Origin of the sequence: Amycolatopsis sp. NPDC049691 (assembly GCF_040675005.1) — a bacterium.
Classification (GTDB): domain Bacteria; phylum Actinomycetota; class Actinomycetes; order Mycobacteriales; family Pseudonocardiaceae; genus Amycolatopsis.
Window position 1 is genome coordinate 45,392 of record NZ_JBFANX010000009.1, and the last position, 18,079, is coordinate 63,470.

Here is an 18,079-nt window from a genome sequence, read left to right on the forward strand (position 1 = left end):
CGCTGGAAGCGGGGGAGCCCCCAGGGAGGGCGGGCCGCGCCGGCCGGCCTCCAGGGAGGGCGGGCCGCGCCGGAGCACGACCCGCCGCCGCCACGAACCCAAGCCTGCGCCTCGAGGCCAGGCCTGCGCCTCGAACTCAAGCCTGCGCCTCGCGGCCAGGCCTGCGCCTCGAACTCAGGTCTGGGCGTCCGAACTCAGACCTGCGCGTCGAAGTCCCGCGCGGCCAGTGCCCGCACGATCCCGGCCCGGCCCTCCGAAACCAACCGCCGCAGCGCCTGCGAGTGCTCGCCCTCCAGCCACTCGTCCGACGCCTTGACCGTCTCCGGGGCCACCGCCCACGACGGGTACAGCCCGATCGCGATCGGCTGCGCGCGCTCGCTCGACCGCCGCTGCCACACCTCGTCGATCACCTCGAAGTACTGCCCGACGTACGAGCCCAGCAGCGCCTTCTGGCCCGGGTGCGAGAAGCCCGAGATCAGCGAGTCGCTGACCGCGTTCGGCAGCTCGTCGTCGTACACCGCGCGCTGCCACGCGTCCGCCTTGGCCTCCGCCGTCGGGCGCAACGCCCGCGCGCGCTCGGCCTGGCGGCGGCCCGTTGCCGTGTTGTCGCGGGCCAGCTCCGCGTCGATCTCGGAAGCCGCCGCCTTGCCGTGCGCCACCAGCGCGTGCAGCAGGCGCCAGCGCAGGTCCGTATCCACCGACAGGCCCGGCAGCGGGGCCGAACCGTCGAGCCAGCCGGACAGCACCGACAGCGCGGCGTCGTCCAGCACCGACCCGGCCAGGGAGTTGACGAACGCCAGCTGGTGGTCCGAACCCGGCTCGGCGCCGCGGGCCAGCTCCAGCAGCCGCGCGGTGAACGCCGGCCAGCCGGTCGAGGCCGCCCACTCCTGCTCGGCGTAGGAGTTCAGCGCCGTCTGGGCCTGCAGCAGCAGCCGCTGGACGACGCCGACCTCGGACTCCGTGTGGATGCCGCGCTGCACCAGCGTGACGAAGTCGCGGGCCTTCAGCTCGGCCTCGCGGGTCATCTCCCACGCCGCCGACCAGCACAGCGTCCGCGGCAGCGGCTCGGTGATGTCGGCGACGCGGTCGATCAGCGTCGTCAGCGACGCCGGGTCGAGCCGCATCGTGCAGTACGTCAGGTCGTCGTCGTTGACCAGCACGAGCTTGCCCGCGGGCCGCCCGACCAGGGCGGGGACCTCGGTGCGCTCGCCGTCGACGTCGAGCTCGACGCGCTGGGTCCGGATGATCTTGCCCGAGCCGTCCTCGTCGTAGATGCCGACGGCGACGCGGTGCGTGCGCAGCTCACCGGCGCCCGGCTTCGCGCCGGACTGCACGACGGCGAACGAGGTGAACGTCCCGTCCGCGCCGACCTCGTAGCGCGGGCTCAGCGAGTTGAGCCCGGTCGTCTCCAGCCACTGCGCGCTCCACCACGACAGGTCGCGCCCGGACGCCTCTTCCAGCGCGCCCAGCAGGTCGGCCAGGGTCGCGTTGCCCCAGGCGTGCTTGCCGAAGTACACCTTCAGGCCGTCGAGGAAGTGCTCCAGCCCGACGTAGGCGACGAGCTGCTTGAGCACGCTCGCGCCCTTGGCGTAGGTGATGCCGTCGAAGTTCACCTCGACCGCGTGCAGGTCGACGATGTCGGCCGCGATCGGGTGCGTCGAGGGCAGCTGGTCCTGGCGGTAGGCCCACGACTTCTCGATGTTCGCGAAGCTGGTCCACGCGTTCTTGTACTCGGTGGCCTCGGCCTGGGCCAGGACGCTGGCGAAGGTCGCGAACGACTCGTTCAGCCACAGGTCGTCCCACCAGCGCATGGTGACCAGGTCGCCGAACCACATGTGCGCCATCTCGTGCAGCAGCGTCTCCGCGCGCCGCTCGTAGGCGTAGCGGGTGACGCGGCTGCGGAAGACGTAGTCCTCCAGGAAGGTCACGGCGCCGGCGTTCTCCATCGCGCCCGCGTTGAACTCGGGCACGAACAGCTGGTCGTACTTGGAGAACGGGTAGGGCGTGCCGAAGTTCCGGTGGTAGAACCCGAAGCCCTGCTTGGTTTCGGCGAAGAGCCGTTCGGCGTCCATGTGCTCGGCCAGCGACGCGCGGCAGTAGAGGCCGAGCGGGATGGTCTTGTGCTCGTCGGTGTACTCGTCGCGCCACTCGGCGTACGGGCCGGCGATCAGCGCTACCAGGTACGTCGAGAGCCGCTCGGACTCCTTGAACACCGTCCGGACGGCGCCTTCGGGGGTTTCCTCCGACGACTCGGCCGCCGTGTTCGAGATGACCTTCCAGTCCTTCGGCGCGATCACGGTGAGCCGGTAGACGGACTTGAGGTCCGGCTGGTCGAAGCAGGCGAACATGCGCTTGGCGTCCGCCGTCTCGAACTGCGTGTACAGGTAGACGCCGTCGTCGACCGGGTCGACGAAGCGGTGCAAGCCCTCGCCGGTGTTCATGTACCGGCAGTCGGCGGTGACCGTGAGCTCGTTCGCCTCGGCCAGTCCGGCGAGCGCGATGCCCTTGTCCTCGACGTACGCGCTGACGTCGACGTCCGCGCCGTTCAGGGTGGCCGAGTGCACGCGATCGGCGACGATGTCGACCCACGTCGATTCGCCGGCCCGGGCGCTGGAGAACCGGACGGTCGTCGTCGACGCGAAGGTCTTCTCCCCGGGTCCGCCGTGGCCGTCGGTCAGATCGAGCTCGATGTCGTAACCGGTGACGTCGAGCAGATCCGCGCGCAGCTTGGCTTGGTCGCGGGTCAGGTTGGGGGCGGGCACAGGCACCTCTGGTCGTTGGTATCGGTTTTCAACTCCCCGCATCCAATCATGCGGACGGGCCGGGGGGCGACGGGGAACAAGCCCGGGTCCGGCGGTGTTGGCCCGCTGTGTGGGGGTGCGCGCGCCCCCGGACCGGACCTGACTTCGCACAGGAGTGCCTGATGACCGCTGCCGAGCAGCCCACGAAGGTCGACTTCTACTTCGACCCGATCTGCCCCTTCGCCTGGATCACCTCGCGCTGGATCCTGGAGGTGGAGAAGCACCGCAACCTGGACCTGCACTTCCGGATCATGAGCCTGTCGGTGCTCAACGAGGGCCGCGACGAGCTGCCGGAGAAGTACAAGGAGTCGCTGGCCCAGGGCTGGGGCCCGGTGCGCGTGGCCGTCGCGCTCTCGCAGCTCAAGGGCGAAGAGGTGCTGCGCGACTACTACACCGAGTTCGGCACCCGCTACCACAACCAGGACAACAAGGACCGCGACGCCGTGATCAAGGAGGCCCTGGCCGCCATCGGCGCGCCGGCCGAGCTGTACGACGCCGCGAACTCCACCGAGTACGACGAGGCGCTGCGCAAGAGCCACCACGAGGGCATGGACCCGGTCGGCATGGACGTCGGCACCCCGACGATCCACATCGACGGCGTCGCGTTCTTCGGCCCGGTGCTCACCTCGATCCCACGCGGCGAAGACGCCCTGAAGGTGTTCGACGGCGCCGTCGCGCTGTCGAGCTACCCGGACTTCTTCGAGCTCAAGCGGACCCGCACGGGCGAGCTCAACTTCGGCTAAGGCGTCGCGAGGGCGGCCAAGGTGACGTCGCTGGGGTAGCGGGAGGCTGCCACGGCGGCCACCTCGGTCGTCTCGCCGCGGCCCATGGCGGCCTTGAGCGCGATCAGCTCGTGCAGGCCGTGCCGGTGGTAGCGGACGAAGTCGGCGTCGACCGGGTCGCCGTGGCCGGGCACGATCACCCGCGGCCGCAGCTCGAGGAGCCGGTCGAAGGTGTCCGGCCACGCCGTCAGGTCCGACTCGGCGCTGAACGAGAACGCGCTGAAGCCGTGTTCGGCGTTCTCGACGACGTCGCCGGCGAAGAGCACGTCCACGTCCGGCACGTGCACGACGACGTCGTGGTCGGTGTGGGCACGTCCGGGGTGCAGCAGGACGGCCGTCCGGCCACCCAGGTCGACCTCGGTCCGGTCGGTGAACAGGTGGTCCGGCACCACGAACGTGGTGCGCGCGATGGCGTCGGCGGTGTCCGCCTTGCCCTGTTCGCGGTAGTAGCCGATCCACTTGGCGCGGGCGGCCTCGGCGTACTCGGTCAGCTCGGCGCGGCAGCCTTCGTGGGCCCAGACGGCACACGGGCCGAACGCTTCGGTGCCCCAGGTGTGGTCGAAGTGCGCGTGCGTGTAGACGACCGACCACGGCAGCGGCGTCCGCTCGCGGACCGCCGCCGCCAGCTCGGCGCCCTGCTCCAGGTCGCCGCGGGTGTCGACGACCAGGCAGCGTTCGGCGCCGATCACCAGGCCGACGGTCAGGTCCAGCTCCTCGTAGCGGCGCGCGTGCACGCCGTCGGCGACCTCGATCCAGCGGCCGGTCATGCCAGTACTCCTTCGATCCGCATCGGGGCAGCATCGCTCACGTCGAGCCGGGAGGCCAGCGCGACGTCGCCGCCGTGGCCCGCCTCGGTCAGCTCGCGGCCGGAGACGCAGGACGCCAGGGCTTCGACGTCGACCGACCGGGCGGCGAGCGCCGCTTCGGGGGACAGCTTCGAGCCCAGCCGGGCCAGGGCGGCGGCGATCGCGCCGGCGCCCACCTGGTCTTCGAGGCACGGCCGCAGCGGCCCGAACGTCTCGCCTCCGCCGAAGATGTCCACGCCCCAGCGTTCCCCGGCGGCGACGAGCCCAACCGGCCCGCCCAGCTCGTGGGCCTTCGCGGCGACGGCGGACGCGTTGCGCAGGCAGCCCGCGAGGACGTGCGCGCCGGTCGCGGCGGCGGCGTCGCACAGCGTGGCGCCGTTGGGTGACGGGAGCGCGAGCAGCGTCCCGGGCGGGATTTCCGTCACAGAAGTCGGCCGGAGGGTGAACGCGCCCTCGCCGGCGATCACGGCGCCGGCCGCGCGTGCTTGGGCGACCCCGCGTTCGTCGCGCCACCGCACCGGCAGCACGCGCCCGCCGCGGCCGACCACGAGATCGGTGGTGGTGCTGAAGGAAAGCACGTCGACGACGACCAGCACGGCGCATTCCCGGCCGAGCGCGGCCACGCCCTCGCCGCCCCAGTCGAGCCGGACGTCGTAGCCGGTCTGCTCCCAGATCCCCACCCCCGGAGCATGCCCGAAACCGGACCTGATGGCAGACTCCAGCCGTGCGTGTCTACTTGGGATCCGACCATGCCGGCTTCGAGCTGAAGAACCACCTGGTGGCTCACCTGGAGAAGCAGGGCCACGAGGTCACCGACATCGGTCCGCACGTCTACGACGCGGCCGACGACTACCCGGCCTTCTGCGTCGAGACGGCGCTGCGCGTCGTGGCCGACGAGGGCAGCCGCGGCATCGTGGTCGGCGGCTCGGGCAACGGCGAGCAGATCGCCGCCAACAAGGTCCCCGGCGCCCGCGCCGGCCTCGCGTGGAGCGTCGAGACGGCGAAGCTGTGCCGGGAGCACAACCACGCCCAGCTGATCGGCGTCGGCGCCCGGATGCACACCGCCGACGAGGCCACCGAGATCGTCGAAGCCTTCCTGGCGACCGAGGTCTCGCCGGAGGAGCGGCACGCCCGCCGCGTGCAGCAGCTGCTGGACTACGAGCGCACCGGGACGCCGCCGGCGCTGCCGGAGGCCTGATGCCCGAGGGGCACACGCTCCACCGGCTCGCGCGGCTGCACAAGCGCCGGTACGCCGGCGCCCCGGTCGCGGTGAGCAGCCCGCAGGGCCGGTTCGCCGCCGAGGCGTCCCGTTTGGACGGTCGGGTGTTCGCCGGCGCCGAGGCGTACGGCAAGCACCTCTTCCACGACTACGGCCCGGCCGGGATCGTGCACATCCACCTGGGCCTCTACGGCACGTTCGGCGAGTCCCCGCTGCCCGCGCCGGAGCCGGTGGGGCAGGTCCGGCTGCGGCTGGCCGGCCGGACGCACTGGACGGACCTGCGCGGGCCCACGAAGTGCGAGCTGCTTTCGCCGGACCAGGCCGACGCGATCAAGGCCCGCCTCGGCCCGGACCCGCTGCGCCGCGACGCGAAGCCCGACCTGGCGTGGCAGCGCATCTCACGTTCGAAGACGTCGATCGCGGCGCTGCTGATGGACCAGGCGGTGCTGGCCGGCGTCGGCAACGTGTACCGCGCCGAGGTGCTGTTCCGCCACGGCGTCGCCCCGCTGACGCCGGGCCGCGCGCTGGACCGGGCGCTGTGGGAAGACATGTGGGCCGACCTGGTGGCCCTGATGCGCGACGGCGTCCGCGTCGGCCGCATCGACACGGTCCGGCCCGAGCACCTGCCGGAGGCGATGGGCCGCGCGGCCCGGGTCGACCGCCACGGCGGCGAGGTCTACGTCTACCGCCGCGCGGGCGAGCCGTGCCTGGTGTGCGGGACGCCGGTGGCGAACTCGGAGCTGGTGGGCCGCAACTTGTACTGGTGCCCCACCTGCCAGCCCGCCTGACCGACCAAAGCGCCCCAATGTGGCCTTGGTTGCTCCACCGATGCCCCCACCACCACCCTCAACGGAGGCGCTCCGCGCCGCAGTGCTGATTCAACGCACCGAAGGCCACATTGGGGCGCTTGAAGCCGGGTGTCAGAAGTCGAAACCGCCGCCGTCGAAGCCGCCACCATCGAAGCCGCCGCCGTCGAAACCGCCGCCGCCCCAGTCGCCGCCGCCCATGTCGCCGCCGCCGAAGTCGCCTCCGCCGTCGCCGCCGAAGTCACCGCCGTCGCCGCCCATGTCGCCGGACTCGAGCGCGTCCTGCTGGCCCGCGTCGTAGCCCGACTCCCAGGCCGACGCGCTCGCGATGCCGCTCATGCCGGAGAACATCGCGCTGAACAGGAACATCGACCCGAGACCCCAGGCACCGGCGACGAGCGCGGGCTTCCACCACGGCTCGCTGTACCAGCCCTGCGGCACCGGCCGCCCGGCCACGCGGCCGCCCGGGTAGTAGTACGGCGTGTCCTGCCCGGCCTCCGGCGAGGCGGCGTAGTGCTGCCCCTCGACGTCGACGTCCCGGCGCTCGGTCACCTTGCCGGCACGCTCGCGCTCGGCCTCCTCCGGCAGCTGCGGGCCCGGGTCCATGCCCATCGCGACCCGCGCGGCGCGGACGTAGTAGAGGCCTTCGACGGCCGTGTCCTTGACCAGCCGGGCCTGCTCGATCGTGCGCGCCTGCTCCAGCTGCGAGCCGGCGGCGTTGTAGCGCTCGCTCGCGTCGGCCATCGCCTGCATCGACGCGGTGTCGTTGCCGTTGAGGTTGAGGACCTGGCCGCCGAGCCGCTCGACCAGGCGCCGGGCGTCGGCCTTGGCGTCGTCGAGCTCCCGCTGCCGGGCGGCGGCGCGTTGCCGCGAGAAATAGAGGCCGCCACCGACGATCACGACGACGAGCACGATCAGGAAGATCGCGGTGCCCATGGACCACTCCCAGAAGTTCGGGGCTCGGTGACCGGAAGTCACCTTTGATTCGGACAACGCGGACGCTACGCGGAGGGTTCCCGGCGCGTGACCCGGCACACCGTGAGAGCTGGCCGAAGAAACTAGAACACGTTATAGTTCGACACCATGAAGTTCACCCTGTCGATCGCGATGAACCCCCTCGATCAGCTGGGCGAGCTCGCCCGGGCCGCCGAAGAGGCCGGCTTCGCCTCCATCGCCCTGCCGGACTCGCTCTTCTACGCCGAAACGGTGGACACGGACTACCCGTACACCCCGGACGGCAGCCGGTTCTGGACCGCGGACACCCCCTGGGTGGACCCGCTCGTCGCGACGGCGGCGATGGGCGCGGTGACCAGCCGGATCCACTTCTACACGTCCGTGCTCAAGCTCGGCTCGCGCAACCCGGTGCTGCTGGCGCGCCAGGTCGGCTCGGCGAGCGTGCTCACCGGCGGCCGGTTCGGCCTCGGGCTCGGCGTCGGCTGGCTGCCGCAGGAGTTCGAGTACTGCGGCGTCCCGTTCGAGCGGCGCGGCAAGCGCGTCGACGAGGCCATCGACGTCCTGCGGCTGATCCTCGGCGGCGGGATGGTCGAGTACCACGGCGAGTTCTACGACTTCGACAAGATCCAGATGAGCCCGGCGCCGCCGTCGCGGGTGCCGTTCTACATCGGCGGCCACACCGAGGTCGCGCTGAAGCGCGCGGCCCGCGTCGCCGACGGCTGGTCCTCGGCGATGATGAAGCTGGAAGAGCTGCGCGACACCATCGCGCGGCTGAAGGAGCTGCTGGCCGAGCGCGGCCGCGCCGACGACCCGTTCGAGTACCAGGCCGTCTGCATCGACAAGTTCGGCCTCGACGGCTACCGCGAGCAGGCCGAGGCGGGCGTCACCGACGTCATCACGATGCCGTGGGTGTTCGACGGCGTCGGGTTCGACGCCCCGATCGAGCCGAAGCTCGAGTCCATCCGCAAGTTCGGCGCCGAGATCATCGCGAAGTTCGAGGAGTGACGGGCATGGGCGTGCAGGTCAGCTGGGACACGGCGGCGGAACAGCCGCCGGCGCGGCGCGCGGCGTTCGCGTCGATGACCGCGGTGACGGCGGGGGACAAGGAGGCCTGGCTGGACCTTTTCGCCGGCGACGCGGTCGTCGAGGACCCCGTCGGGCCGTCGTTCTTCGACGAAGAGGGCAAGGGGCACCACGGCCGCGACGGGATCAGCGCGTTCTGGGACAAGACGATCGCCAACGTCGAGCGCTTCCAGTTCACCATCCGCGACTCGCACGCGGTGGGCGACGAGTGCGCCAACGTCGGCACGATCACGACGTACCTGCCGGGCGGCTACCGCGTCGACACCGACGGGGTGTTCGTCTACCGCGTCGGCGAGGACGGGCTGATCACGTCGATGCGGGCGTTCTGGGAGACCGAACGCGCGATGGCGACCGCCCGGCAGGTGGCGGAATAGCGTCCCGGCCAGCGGCACCCGAATTTCATATCTGATACATGATCTCTTGACCTTCGGTTAGGCAGGACCCTTTACTAACTGGTGTAGACCTCCGATGTCTCCACCAGGGAGCAAGCATGTCCTTCCTCCGGCGCACGGCGGTCGCGGCGGCCGCGTTCGCGCTCGCGGCCAGCGGCACCGTCCTGAGCCAGACCCCGGCTTCCGCACTGGAAAACGGGCTCCTGCGCACCCCGCCGATGGGGTTCAACAACTGGAACTCGACACAGTGCAAGGCGGACTTCAACGAGACGATGATCCGCGGCATCGCCGACATCTTCGTGAGCAAGGGGCTCAAGGACGCCGGCTACACCTACGTCAACATCGACGACTGCTGGGCGCTGCCGGACCGCGACGCGAAGGGCGACCTCGTCCCGGACCCGGCCCGCTTCCCGCACGGCATCAAGGCGCTGGCCGACTACGTGCACGGGAAGGGCCTGAAGTTCGGCATCTACACCAGCGCCGGCACGCACACGTGCAACAAGGCGGGCTTCCCCGGCGCGCTCGGGCACGAGCAGGAGGACGCGAACCTCTTCGCCTCCTGGGGGGTCGACTACCTGAAGTACGACAACTGCAACAACCAGGGCGTCGACGCGCAGCAGCGGTACAAGGCGATGCGGGACGCGCTCGCGAAGTCCGGCCGCCCGATCGCGTACTCGATCTGCGAATGGGGCCAGAACAAGCCGTGGACCTGGGCCGCGCCGGTGGGGAACCTGTGGCGCACCACCGGGGACATCTCCGACAAGTGGTCGAGCATGATCGGCAAAGCTCAGACGAATCGCGGTCTCGCGCAGTACGCCGGCCCCGGCCACTGGAACGACCCGGACATGCTGGAGGTCGGCAACGGCGGCATGACCGCGGCCGAGTACCGCACGCACTTCAGCCTCTGGGCGATGATGGCCGCGCCGCTGCTGATCGGCAGCGACCTGCGCAAGGTGTCCGACGACAGCTTTTCGATCCTGAAGAACACCGACGTGATCGCGCTCGACCAGGACCCGCTGGGCAAGCAGGCGACGGTGCTCAGCGCGAACGGCGGCCTGGTCGTCTACAGCAAGGTGCTCGCGAACGGCGACCGCGCGGTGGCGCTGTCCAACGAGACGGCGGCGACGGCGACGATCAGCACTTCGGCCTCGGCGACGGGCATCGGCAGCGCGGCGTCGTACACGCTGAAGGACTTGTGGAGCAAGGCGGTCCGCACGACGTCGGGGACGATCAGCGCATCGGTGCCCTCGCACGCGACGGTGCTGTACCGCGTGTCCCGCGCCGGTGGTTCGACGCGGTACGAGGCCGAGTCGGCTTCGCTGTCGGCGGGCGGCACGGTGGACTCGAACCACGCGGGCTTCTCGGGAACGGGCTTCGCGAACGGCGCCAACGCGGTCGGCAGCTACGTCGAGTGGCAGGTGACGGGGCCGGCGTCGGCGCTGACGTTCGGCTACGCGAACGGCACGACGGCGGCGCGCCCGGTGGACATCACGATCGACGGCACGGTGGTGGCCACGGGGGTGCAGTTCCCGCCGACGGGCGCGTGGACGACGTGGAGCACGGTGACTCGGTCTTCGGCGCTGACCGCGGGCTCGCACACGGTGAGGGTGACGGCGACGACGGCCGACGGCCCGGCGAACCTGGACTACCTGGACTTGGCGTCGTAGGCGATCCGGGCCGCCTCGACCTTGTCGAGGTTCGGTGACCACTCGGCCAGGGTCGCGAACAGCGGGCCGAGGCTGCGGCCCAGCTCGCTGATCTCGTACTCCACGCGCGGCGGCACCTCGGCGTGGTAGGTCCGGGTGATCAGTCCGTCGCGTTCCATCTGCCGCAGCCGCTGGGTGAGCACCTTCGGGGTGATCGTGCCGATGCGGTGCTGGAGTTCGACGAACCGCTGGCACCCGTATTCGTTGAGCGTCCACAGGATCGGCGTCGTCCACCGGCTGAAGACGATGTCGACCACGGGGGCGATCGGACAGGCCAGCTCGGGTGTGGTTCCGGTCACTTTCGGGCCTCCAGCCATTACTTTCCTCTAGGTACCTACTATACGCCGGAATGTAGCGTCGTCGGCATGATCGTTGTTACAGGAGCTACGGGCAATGTCGGACGGCCGTTGGTGGAGGCACTGACGGCGGCGGGTGAAGAGGTGCGGGCGGTGTCCCGCCGTGGGCCGGTTTCGGCCGACTTGTCGGACGCGGCGTCGTTGCGTTCGGCGTTCTCGGGGGCTTCGGCGGTGTTCCTGCTGCTGCCGCCGGGTTTCCAGGGACCCCTTTCGCCGGTGCTGGAGCAGGCCGGCGGAGCGCGGGTGGTGCTGTTGTCGTCGCAGGGCGTCGGAACGGGCCGTCACCCGGCGTTCTTCGAGGAGGCGGTACGCGGTTCGGGTCTGGAGTGGACGATCCTGCGGCCGGGCGGGTTCGCGTCGAACGCGTTGCAGTGGGCGGAAAGCGTCCGCGCTTCCCGCTCGTTGGCGGCCCCGTTCGGCGACGTCGGCCTGCCGGTGATCGACCCGTCGGACATCGCGGCGGTGGCAGCGGCGGTGTTGATGGACGCCTCCCACGCAGGCCGCACGTACGAACTGACGGGCCCGGCGCCGATCTCACCGCGCGACCAGGCGGCGGCGATCGGCGAGGCGCTGGGGGAGCCGGTGCGGTTCGTCTCGCAGACGCGTGCGGAAGCGTTCGCTTCGTTCCGGGCGTTCATGCCACCCGAGGTGGCGGAGGCAACGCTGGACATTCTGGGCACGCCGACGCCGGCGGAGCAGCGGGTGAGCCCGGACGTCTCACGGGTGCTGGGCCGCCCGCCGCGTCCGTTCGCGGAGTGGGCGGCGCGCAACGTGGTGGCGTTCAAGTGACCACATTGTCCTATGTGGACCTCGGCGAGGGCGCGCCGGTGGTGTTCCTGCACGGCAACCCGACGTCGTCGCAGCTGTGGCGCAACGTGATTCCCTCGGTACCGGGACGCAGGCTGGCCCCGGACCTGATCGGCATGGGCGCCTCACCGCGGCCGCCGATCGAGTACTCGTTCGACGACCACGCGCGCTACTTGGACGAGTGGTTCGACGCCCTGTCCCTCGACGACGTCGTCCTGGTGGGCCACGACTGGGGAGGGGCGCTGGCGGCGGACTGGGCGTCGCGACACCCTTCGAGGGTGCGCGGGCTGGCGTTCACGGAGGCGGTCCTGAAGCCGATGACGTGGGAGGAGTTCCCGCCGGCGGGAGCGGAGGTGTTCCGCGCGCTCAAGACCCCCGGAGCGGGCGACCCGGTGATCGACATGTTCCTGAAATCGCTCCCACCGGAGTACGAAGGCATGTACCCGACACCGGAGTCCCGGATCCCGTTGCTGCGCTGGGCCCGTTCGATGCCGCTGGGCGGCTCGCCGCCCGAGGTGGTGGCGAGCATCGAGGAGTTCGACGCGTGGCTGGCGTCATCGCCGGAGGTCCCGAAGCTGCTGATGACGTTCGACCCGGGCCCGGACACGATGCTGACGCCACCGATGATCGAGTGGATGTCGTCGAACTTCGCGTCTTTGGAGGTGATCCACCATCAGGTGGCGGCGGGTCACCACACGCCGGAGGAGCAGCCGGAGCTGATCGCCTCGACGCTGAGGAGCTGGCTGTCGGACAGCTTCGGGCAGCCGAGGAATCAACAGTCCCGATAAATGCGATCCTCTGTTATTCTCCGAATGTCCGAATGCAGGACGTCCTCGGGGAGAAACTCATGAAGACCGCTCTGGGAAGAATTCTGCTCGCCATGGTGCTGGTGTTGACCGGCACGGTGTTCGCCGGCCAGGGATCGGCCGGCGCCACGACAGCGTGGGCGCCCGATCACTTCAAAGTCTGCTGGGACGGGGGTTCTTGCATCGTCTACGCCGAAGGCGACATCACGTGGGGCAACCGAACGGCGGTGGTTTCCGTCAATTTGGTGGCGCCCGGCTACTACGCGACGGCGCATTTCGACGCATTCGCGGGCACCACGAAGGTGGATTCCGAAATAGTGTACGAGCCGGGCGATAGCTTCACGATCGGCGACCCGAACCTGGTGGGCGGAATAAACCGCATCAGAACCCAGGTCTGCGTAATGGGCACGGGCGGCGAGTACGGCTGCGGCGGCCAGTGGAACGACATCCGCGACTAGCACCACCACCCGGAGGGGGCCTCCTCGGCGCGAGCCGTCGAGAGGTCCCCTTCGTCATGAGAGCCTCCGAATCCGCACGGTCTCCGCCCGCACGGCCGCGGACGGGCAAGGGTCATTTTGACCCAGCCGCGCACACCCGGGCCCGGTCTGACCGGCAGAGGCCACTGTCCAAAACAGGCGGATGTCCCCTGCGCGGTCAGTGTTGCCGCAGGTTGCCGATCACGAACTCGGCCATCTTCGCGACACCGCCGCAGCGGTCGGTGTCCCAGTAGTTGTTGCGAAGGTCCTTGCCCTCGATCTCGAAGGTCAGCATCTGGTCCGCGGTGACTTCGACCGATACCGAGCACTCGCCGGGGGCTCTGAGTTCGTGGTAGACGACGGCGGGAAGACCGCTGATCGACGTCTCCGTCCACGGCTCCAGTTCGCCGTTCTTCTTCAGCGGCGACGTTGAGAGCTCGGTGAGCGTTTTCGGGCTCTGGACGGGCTTCAACGCGACCAGCAGAGCGCCGGCCGGATTCGGCCAGGCGCACCCGAACGCGGGGAGGGTGGTCCGCCGCGACGGCTGCATCCCGTTCGGTGGGTCGGACACCACGGCCGCGGCCTGTTCCTTGGTCAGCAGGCCGCACGGGTCGGAGTCGAACTTAGCCAAGTCGACGGGGTCGTCGACCTGGTCCAGTGGCAGGGGAGCGCCGGTCTGCGCCGGCGCCGGCGGCTGGGAGAGCAGTCGTTCCGGTGTGGACGGTCCGCAGCCGGCCAGCAGGCTCGCCGCCAGCAGCGTCGTGCACGCGATCACTGATGCCCTCATGCCGGCGCCGCCGAGGGGTCGATGCGCCACTGCCGCTGGTCGTCGATGCCGGAGTTGCCCGGCATCGGTGGCATGTCCGGGAAGTTGGTGTTGCCCTGCACCAGGGCGATGGCCTGCTTTTGGAAGCCTCCCAGCGTCTTCTGGGCCTCCGCGAACAGGTCGCTGACCGATTTGACGAGGTCGAACAGCGCGTCGGCGACGGTGTCGACCACTTCCTTGGAGGTGATGACGTCGAGGATGGGGATCTCCGCCGTCGCGATCGCGATGATCGTCTTGTAGCCGACCTTGCCCAGTTCGACGGCGCAGTTGCCGATGAACTCGATCGCTTTGGCGTAGGTGTCGATGACGCAGCCGGCGATCTCGGCGAGGATCCCGGACATGCTCGCCACGACTTCCTGCTGGCCCTCGAGCGCCTTGCCGACCAGCTCGGCGTAGCCGGTGAACTGCGCCGCACCGCGTCCGCTCCACGTGCCGGCCACGGCCAGGACAGCTTGGGCGATGTCGTCGCCGGCGTCGCCGAGGTTTTTCTTCTGCGCGAAGTCCATCGCCATGGACTGGACTTGCAGCGCGTTGCCGAGCAGGCGGTTGCGGACGTCGCTCAGCAGCCGCAGGACGTTGTCCTGGCCGAAGAGCTGGGCGATCTGCCGGATCTTCGCGTCGGCGTCCTCGGGGTAGGGCTGCGGTTGCGCTCGAGGATCGGGCGGGGCGACAGGTGGTGCCATCATGGTCAGTTCAGCCCCTTTTCCTGATCGCGCAGCCGCTTGAAGTCCGCTTCGTCCTGGGTCTCGTAGTAGTCGGCGGCCTTGTCGAGAGCTTCCGCGAGGCGCTCGAGCTGCATCGCGCCCTTGTCGGTTTTGTCCCGCATCTGCGCAACAGTCTGGTTGAAGGTGTGCACGATGTTCGCCATGACACCGAGCATGCCGACGTCGTCGTCGCGCAGGACGATGTGGGCCAGGTCCTGACTGCCGAAGGTGGCGACCTTGTCGCGGGCGGCGTAGACGTCATCGGTGGCTTTGCGCAACGCTTCGGGGTAGACCTCGAAGCCTGAGCCGGCGGCGGCGTTGCCGTAGGGGTTGAAGTTGCCGCTGCTCATCGAGTCTCCCGTGCCGCGTCGTCGAGCATGCTCGTGCGCCGTGTCGCAGCCGCGGATTCGGCGTCGGTGATCGCGCGCAGGACGTGTCCGGCGAGGCTGGCGCCGGTCTGTGCGGCGACGGCGTCCCGGGCGAGGTCGACGGAAACGAGGCCGCCCAGTCCGTCGACGGTGACCGTGCCGAGGCCGGCACCGATGTCCAGGACCAGCGGCAGGCTTTCCCCGGTCTTCGCGGCCTGCTCGACGGCAGCCACGCGTGCGTCGATCTCTTTCGCGAGGTGGTAGAGCCGTTCTTCGCTGTTCACCAGCGACCACCTCCGGTTTCCGGTTCGTCGTCGGTGAGGAAGTCGAGTTCCTCGAAGTTCTCTTCGTCGTCTCGCGCGGCTTCGCGCCGGGCCGGTTCCGGTGCGGCGATCGGCGGCGGTTGTTTGCCGAAGAGGGCGTTGAGGTGCGGCAGCGACGACGCCCGCGCGGCGCCGCGGGCGTTGCGGACGGCTTCGACGATGCTCAACCCGAGATTCTGGACGTGAGCGCCGTGCAGGGCTCGGTCATCGATCCGCAGTTCGAGGAGCTTTTCCTGGCCGGTGACCGTCGCTTTGACCAGCTGGTCGCCGGAGCGCGCAGTGTGCCGGGTGGCGGCCAGTCGTGCGTCGAGTTCGCCGGCTTGCTCTTGCATGAGCCGCAGGTCGCGGTGTGGTGCGCTCATGACAGAGCCACGACGTCAAGCATGGTTCCCCCTACTCCAGGTCCTGTCGATATGACAGAACGTGCCCGGCGTGCACCTTACTGCGGCTGTGCGGCGGCGCAAGGGCGAACCGTGAAGGAGGGGCGTAGGTCACGCCAGTCGTGAGCATCGTCCGGGGGTAGCGGCCCGCCCCGATCGGCTGCCGCGGTCTCATCGTCTCTTTCCTGTTCGCAGACGGGTTTCAGTGGCTTTCCATAACGCACACCTCCCGCGTCTCACGACGGACGGCGAGTGTGGCGAGTTCGGTCACCACGCCGTTTGCGAATCAATTCCGAACCGGTGTCCCGTTCGCGACCGAGCAGAGCAGGCTGCTCGCCACCGCCGGCGCGGACAAGACCATCCGGCTCTGGGAAGTCACCCGCACCGGTCAGCCGACGGCGATCGGGCCGCCGATCACGGGACACTCGGCCACCGTGCAAGCCATCCGGTTCACCGGCGGCTCGACACTGCTGAGCGCCGGTCAGGACGGCAGCCTCATGCTGTGGGACCTGCACGACCCGCCCTACGCACGACAGCAAGCGGCGATGTTCAGCAGCACCACGCTCACCGGGCTCTCGACCCTGGCCGTCGGACCCGACGGCCACACCGTGGCGGTCGGCACGGCCAACGCCACCGTGGTCGGCGACGTGGATCCCGACCAGGTCGCCCACCTAATCTGTGCGACCGACAGCGCACCGATGGCTGCTCAGGAGTGGGAGCACCACCTCCCCGACACGGCCCGACAGCAGCTCTGTCCCTGAAATCCGGGTCTGCCCGGCCCGTCAACCGGCTGCGCACCACGCAACAACCGGACAACAACCCCCAGGTCAGACCGTTCACGCCGACAGAGAACGGGTCAACCGGCCCTTGCGGTGGTGACCATGACCGGCAAACGACCCCAACCCCGGAACCGAGAATTCCTCGACGCGCTCTACGAAGAGCACGAGACAGCCCTGGTGAGGTTCGCGATGGCACTCGTCGACGGCGACAGGTGCGCGGCGGAGGACATCGTGCAGGAGACCATGCTTCGCGCGTGGCACAGCGCGGACACGGTCCGGTCCGCGACCTCGCCACGTGCGTGGCTGTTGGCCGTGGCCCGCCGCATCGCTGTGGACCGCTGGCGCAGCCGCCAGGCGCGGCGCCGGGAGACCCCCGACACGCCGTTGCAGTTCATCGGCGTCCCTGACCACGCGGATGCGACGGTATCGGCCATCCTGGTCCGTGAAGCGGTCGCCGGCCTGAGCCCGAAGTACCGGGCCGCGATTGCCGAAGTGTTCCTGCACGGTCGTACCGCCCCGGAGGCAGCGTCTCGGCCGGGCGTCCCGGTCGGCACCGTGAAGTCCCGCCTGCACGCCGCGATGCGCATCCTGCGCACGGTCATGGACGAACCCGCCGCCTGAGCCCGGTCACGTTCGTCCACCAGCGCAGTGCTCAGGTGTACAGCGCCGGGTTGCCCCAGCCGAGTTCGGGCAGACCATTCGAAAGCCCGCCGGCGATGCGGGCGCCTGCGAGCATCGGGTGCGCCGTGGTGTCGGTCCGGTAGGCGACGAGCCGGAGCCGGAGCACTTCGGAGACGTCGAGCGTGAGCGTGGCCGGTGAGCCAAGTTTCACCGCGGCTCCCGGCTGCGCAACGCTGTCGAGGAACACCTCGAAGTGGCCTGTCTGGCCGGCGTCCGTCGCGTCGTCGAGCACGCCCACCGTGGTTTCGAACGCGCGATACCGCCGCCCGAGGTCGTATTCGACGACGCCTCGAGGTTCGCTGCAGAACATCGAGCAGCGGTAGGCGATGCCGTTTCCGTAGTGGACGCCATCGATCCGGACCGCCGAGAGCTGGACGTCCGGCCCTTTCGACACTGGCTTGAGTTCGGTGGTGAGCAGGAGTTTCCGGTGGGCCGGGAAGGGCGTGAACGCCCCGCCGATGAAGACACCGGGTTCCTCGGCGGGGCCGGGGTTCTCGGGCCGCTGGGCGATGGCGCGGACGAGACTCTGCACCCCGTCGTCGGTGACCGAAAATCGGCGGACCACGTAGTGCGTCGTCGAATGCGGGTTGAGGAACTGCGGGATTTCCTCGATGGAACGCCCGGGGAGTACGACCGGCAGTATCCGCGCCGTGTACTCGTCGACGTTCCCGGTCAGCTGGTCTCGCAACACCGCGCCCTCGAACTGCGAACCCCGGCCGATGTGCGGTGGTTCTTCGCCGTCGGTGCGCCGCCGGTACACCGGCGACGCGATCGCGAGGGTGTAGTCGGCGGCCTTGAGTTGCCGCAGCGCCCATTTCGACCAGTCGATCCGGGCGCCATCGGCCCATTGGTCGAGGTGCACTTCGAGGCCGACGTGTTTGTGGAGGAACTCGGCGAATCGGCGCACGAGTGTCTTGTGGTCTTCGTCGTCGTGGGAGTACGAAATGAAGACCCGAGGGCGGCTCGACACCGGTTTTCCTCCGTCCAATCGTGGGCGACACCAGAGTCGGTGAGTCGCGGATCC

The 18,079-nt window shown here is 69.8% G+C and carries 22 protein-coding genes; 11 read left to right on the top strand and 11 right to left on the bottom strand.

Going from position 1 to position 18,079, the window contains the following annotated elements; translation table 11 throughout:
- Nucleotides 1-194 precede the first annotated feature (194 nt).
- Entirely contained in the window at nt 195-2,762 is a 2,568-nt protein-coding gene (gene pepN / locus AB0J40_RS21455) for an aminopeptidase N (RefSeq protein ID WP_364456275.1), read from the bottom strand.
- 161 nt (nt 2,763-2,923) lie between these two features.
- On the opposite strand from pepN, the gene AB0J40_RS21460 reads away from it, so the two are divergent.
- The gene (locus AB0J40_RS21460; RefSeq protein ID WP_364455748.1) at nt 2,924-3,544 is read left to right on the top strand and encodes a DsbA family protein; all 621 of its coding nucleotides are present in this window, start codon (nt 2,924-2,926) and stop codon (nt 3,542-3,544) included.
- Here AB0J40_RS21460 and AB0J40_RS21465 read toward each other — a convergent pair.
- Both AB0J40_RS21465 and AB0J40_RS21470 read right to left on the bottom strand, forming a co-directional pair.
- Entirely contained in the window at nt 3,541-4,350 is an 810-nt protein-coding gene (locus AB0J40_RS21465) for an MBL fold metallo-hydrolase (protein WP_364455751.1), read from the bottom strand. The two genes, AB0J40_RS21460 and AB0J40_RS21465, sit on opposite strands and share 4 nt — an antisense overlap.
- Complete coding sequence (locus AB0J40_RS21470) at nt 4,347-5,063, bottom strand: 2-phosphosulfolactate phosphatase (protein ID WP_364456276.1); 717 nt, start codon at nt 5,061-5,063, stop codon at nt 4,347-4,349. The genes AB0J40_RS21465 and AB0J40_RS21470 overlap by 4 nt, the downstream gene beginning before the upstream one ends.
- 50 nt (nt 5,064-5,113) lie before the next feature.
- Here AB0J40_RS21470 and AB0J40_RS21475 point away from each other — a divergent pair, with 50 nt between their 5' ends.
- Both AB0J40_RS21475 and AB0J40_RS21480 read left to right on the top strand, forming a co-directional pair.
- Complete coding sequence (locus AB0J40_RS21475) at nt 5,114-5,587, top strand: ribose-5-phosphate isomerase (protein WP_247020431.1); 474 nt, start codon at nt 5,114-5,116, stop codon at nt 5,585-5,587.
- Nucleotides 5,587-6,396, top strand: coding sequence for a DNA-formamidopyrimidine glycosylase family protein (locus tag AB0J40_RS21480; RefSeq protein ID WP_364455754.1), 810 nt, complete (start codon nt 5,587-5,589; stop codon nt 6,394-6,396). The genes AB0J40_RS21475 and AB0J40_RS21480 overlap by 1 nt, the downstream gene beginning before the upstream one ends.
- A 132-nt stretch (nt 6,397-6,528) precedes the next feature.
- On the opposite strand, the gene AB0J40_RS21485 is transcribed toward AB0J40_RS21480, so the two are convergent.
- Complete coding sequence (locus AB0J40_RS21485) at nt 6,529-7,350, bottom strand: hypothetical protein (RefSeq protein ID WP_364455756.1); 822 nt, start codon at nt 7,348-7,350, stop codon at nt 6,529-6,531.
- 147 nt (nt 7,351-7,497) lie between these two features.
- On the opposite strand from AB0J40_RS21485, the gene AB0J40_RS21490 reads away from it, so the two are divergent.
- The 3 genes from AB0J40_RS21490 to AB0J40_RS21500 all read left to right on the top strand — a co-directional run bounded on the left by AB0J40_RS21490 (nt 7,498) and on the right by AB0J40_RS21500 (nt 10,510).
- Nucleotides 7,498-8,373 (top strand): LLM class F420-dependent oxidoreductase, encoded by an 876-nt coding sequence (locus AB0J40_RS21490; RefSeq protein WP_364455759.1) that lies wholly within the window; start codon nt 7,498-7,500, stop codon nt 8,371-8,373.
- A 5-nt stretch (nt 8,374-8,378) separates the two neighbouring features.
- Entirely contained in the window at nt 8,379-8,825 is a 447-nt protein-coding gene (locus tag AB0J40_RS21495; protein WP_364455760.1) for a nuclear transport factor 2 family protein, read from the top strand.
- A 116-nt stretch (nt 8,826-8,941) separates the two neighbouring features.
- Complete coding sequence (locus AB0J40_RS21500; RefSeq protein ID WP_364455762.1) at nt 8,942-10,510, top strand: carbohydrate-binding protein; 1,569 nt, start codon at nt 8,942-8,944, stop codon at nt 10,508-10,510.
- On the opposite strand, the gene AB0J40_RS21505 is transcribed toward AB0J40_RS21500, so the two are convergent.
- A complete protein-coding gene (locus AB0J40_RS21505) occupies nt 10,489-10,866 on the bottom strand; it encodes a helix-turn-helix domain-containing protein (RefSeq protein ID WP_364455764.1) in 378 nt (125 codons plus the stop codon). The two genes, AB0J40_RS21500 and AB0J40_RS21505, sit on opposite strands and share 22 nt — an antisense overlap.
- A 48-nt stretch (nt 10,867-10,914) precedes the next feature.
- Between AB0J40_RS21505 and AB0J40_RS21510 the strand changes: the two genes are divergently transcribed.
- Genes AB0J40_RS21510 through AB0J40_RS21520 form a run of 3 tightly spaced genes read left to right on the top strand, consistent with a single transcriptional unit; the run spans nt 10,915 to nt 12,976 of the window.
- Nucleotides 10,915-11,694: an NAD(P)H-binding protein gene (locus AB0J40_RS21510; RefSeq protein ID WP_364455766.1), complete on the top strand. Its 780-nt coding sequence runs from the start codon at nt 10,915-10,917 to the stop codon at nt 11,692-11,694.
- Entirely contained in the window at nt 11,691-12,500 is an 810-nt protein-coding gene (locus tag AB0J40_RS21515; protein ID WP_364455768.1) for a haloalkane dehalogenase, read from the top strand. Before AB0J40_RS21510 ends, AB0J40_RS21515 begins: the two co-directional genes overlap by 4 nt.
- Before the next feature lie 59 nt (nt 12,501-12,559).
- Nucleotides 12,560-12,976 carry a hypothetical protein gene (locus AB0J40_RS21520; RefSeq protein ID WP_364455769.1) on the top strand — a complete coding sequence of 139 codons (417 nt, stop codon included), beginning with the start codon at nt 12,560-12,562 and terminating at the stop codon, nt 12,974-12,976.
- 196 nt (nt 12,977-13,172) lie between these two features.
- On the opposite strand, the gene AB0J40_RS21525 is transcribed toward AB0J40_RS21520, so the two are convergent.
- From AB0J40_RS21525 to AB0J40_RS21545, 5 genes are read right to left on the bottom strand one after another with little or no spacing between them, the layout of a single operon-like run.
- Nucleotides 13,173-13,781 (bottom strand): DUF3558 domain-containing protein, encoded by a 609-nt coding sequence (locus AB0J40_RS21525; RefSeq protein ID WP_364455771.1) that lies wholly within the window; start codon nt 13,779-13,781, stop codon nt 13,173-13,175.
- Nucleotides 13,778-14,506: a hypothetical protein gene (locus tag AB0J40_RS21530; protein WP_364455772.1), complete on the bottom strand. Its 729-nt coding sequence runs from the start codon at nt 14,504-14,506 to the stop codon at nt 13,778-13,780. The genes AB0J40_RS21525 and AB0J40_RS21530 overlap by 4 nt, the downstream gene beginning before the upstream one ends.
- Before the next feature lie 2 nt (nt 14,507-14,508).
- Nucleotides 14,509-14,874: a hypothetical protein gene (locus tag AB0J40_RS21535; protein ID WP_364455774.1), complete on the bottom strand. Its 366-nt coding sequence runs from the start codon at nt 14,872-14,874 to the stop codon at nt 14,509-14,511.
- Nucleotides 14,871-15,176, bottom strand: coding sequence for a hypothetical protein (locus AB0J40_RS21540; protein WP_364455776.1), 306 nt, complete (start codon nt 15,174-15,176; stop codon nt 14,871-14,873). Before AB0J40_RS21540 ends, AB0J40_RS21535 begins: the two co-directional genes overlap by 4 nt.
- Nucleotides 15,173-15,577, bottom strand: coding sequence for a YbaB/EbfC family nucleoid-associated protein (locus tag AB0J40_RS21545; RefSeq protein ID WP_364455777.1), 405 nt, complete (start codon nt 15,575-15,577; stop codon nt 15,173-15,175). Before AB0J40_RS21545 ends, AB0J40_RS21540 begins: the two co-directional genes overlap by 4 nt.
- 272 nt (nt 15,578-15,849) lie before the next feature.
- Here AB0J40_RS21545 and AB0J40_RS21550 point away from each other — a divergent pair, with 272 nt between their 5' ends.
- Both AB0J40_RS21550 and AB0J40_RS21555 read left to right on the top strand, forming a co-directional pair.
- A complete protein-coding gene (locus AB0J40_RS21550) occupies nt 15,850-16,356 on the top strand; it encodes a hypothetical protein (protein WP_364455779.1) in 507 nt (168 codons plus the stop codon).
- A 120-nt stretch (nt 16,357-16,476) separates the two neighbouring features.
- Nucleotides 16,477-16,995, top strand: a complete 519-nt coding sequence (locus AB0J40_RS21555; RefSeq protein WP_364456278.1) for a sigma-70 family RNA polymerase sigma factor — start codon at nt 16,477-16,479, stop codon at nt 16,993-16,995.
- Nucleotides 16,996-17,026: 31 nt separating this feature from the next.
- On the opposite strand, the gene AB0J40_RS21560 is transcribed toward AB0J40_RS21555, so the two are convergent.
- On the bottom strand, nt 17,027-18,025 hold the full coding sequence (locus AB0J40_RS21560) for an SEFIR domain-containing protein (RefSeq protein ID WP_364455781.1): 999 nt from the start codon (nt 18,023-18,025) through the stop codon (nt 17,027-17,029).
- Nucleotides 18,026-18,079: the final 54 nt, after the last annotated feature.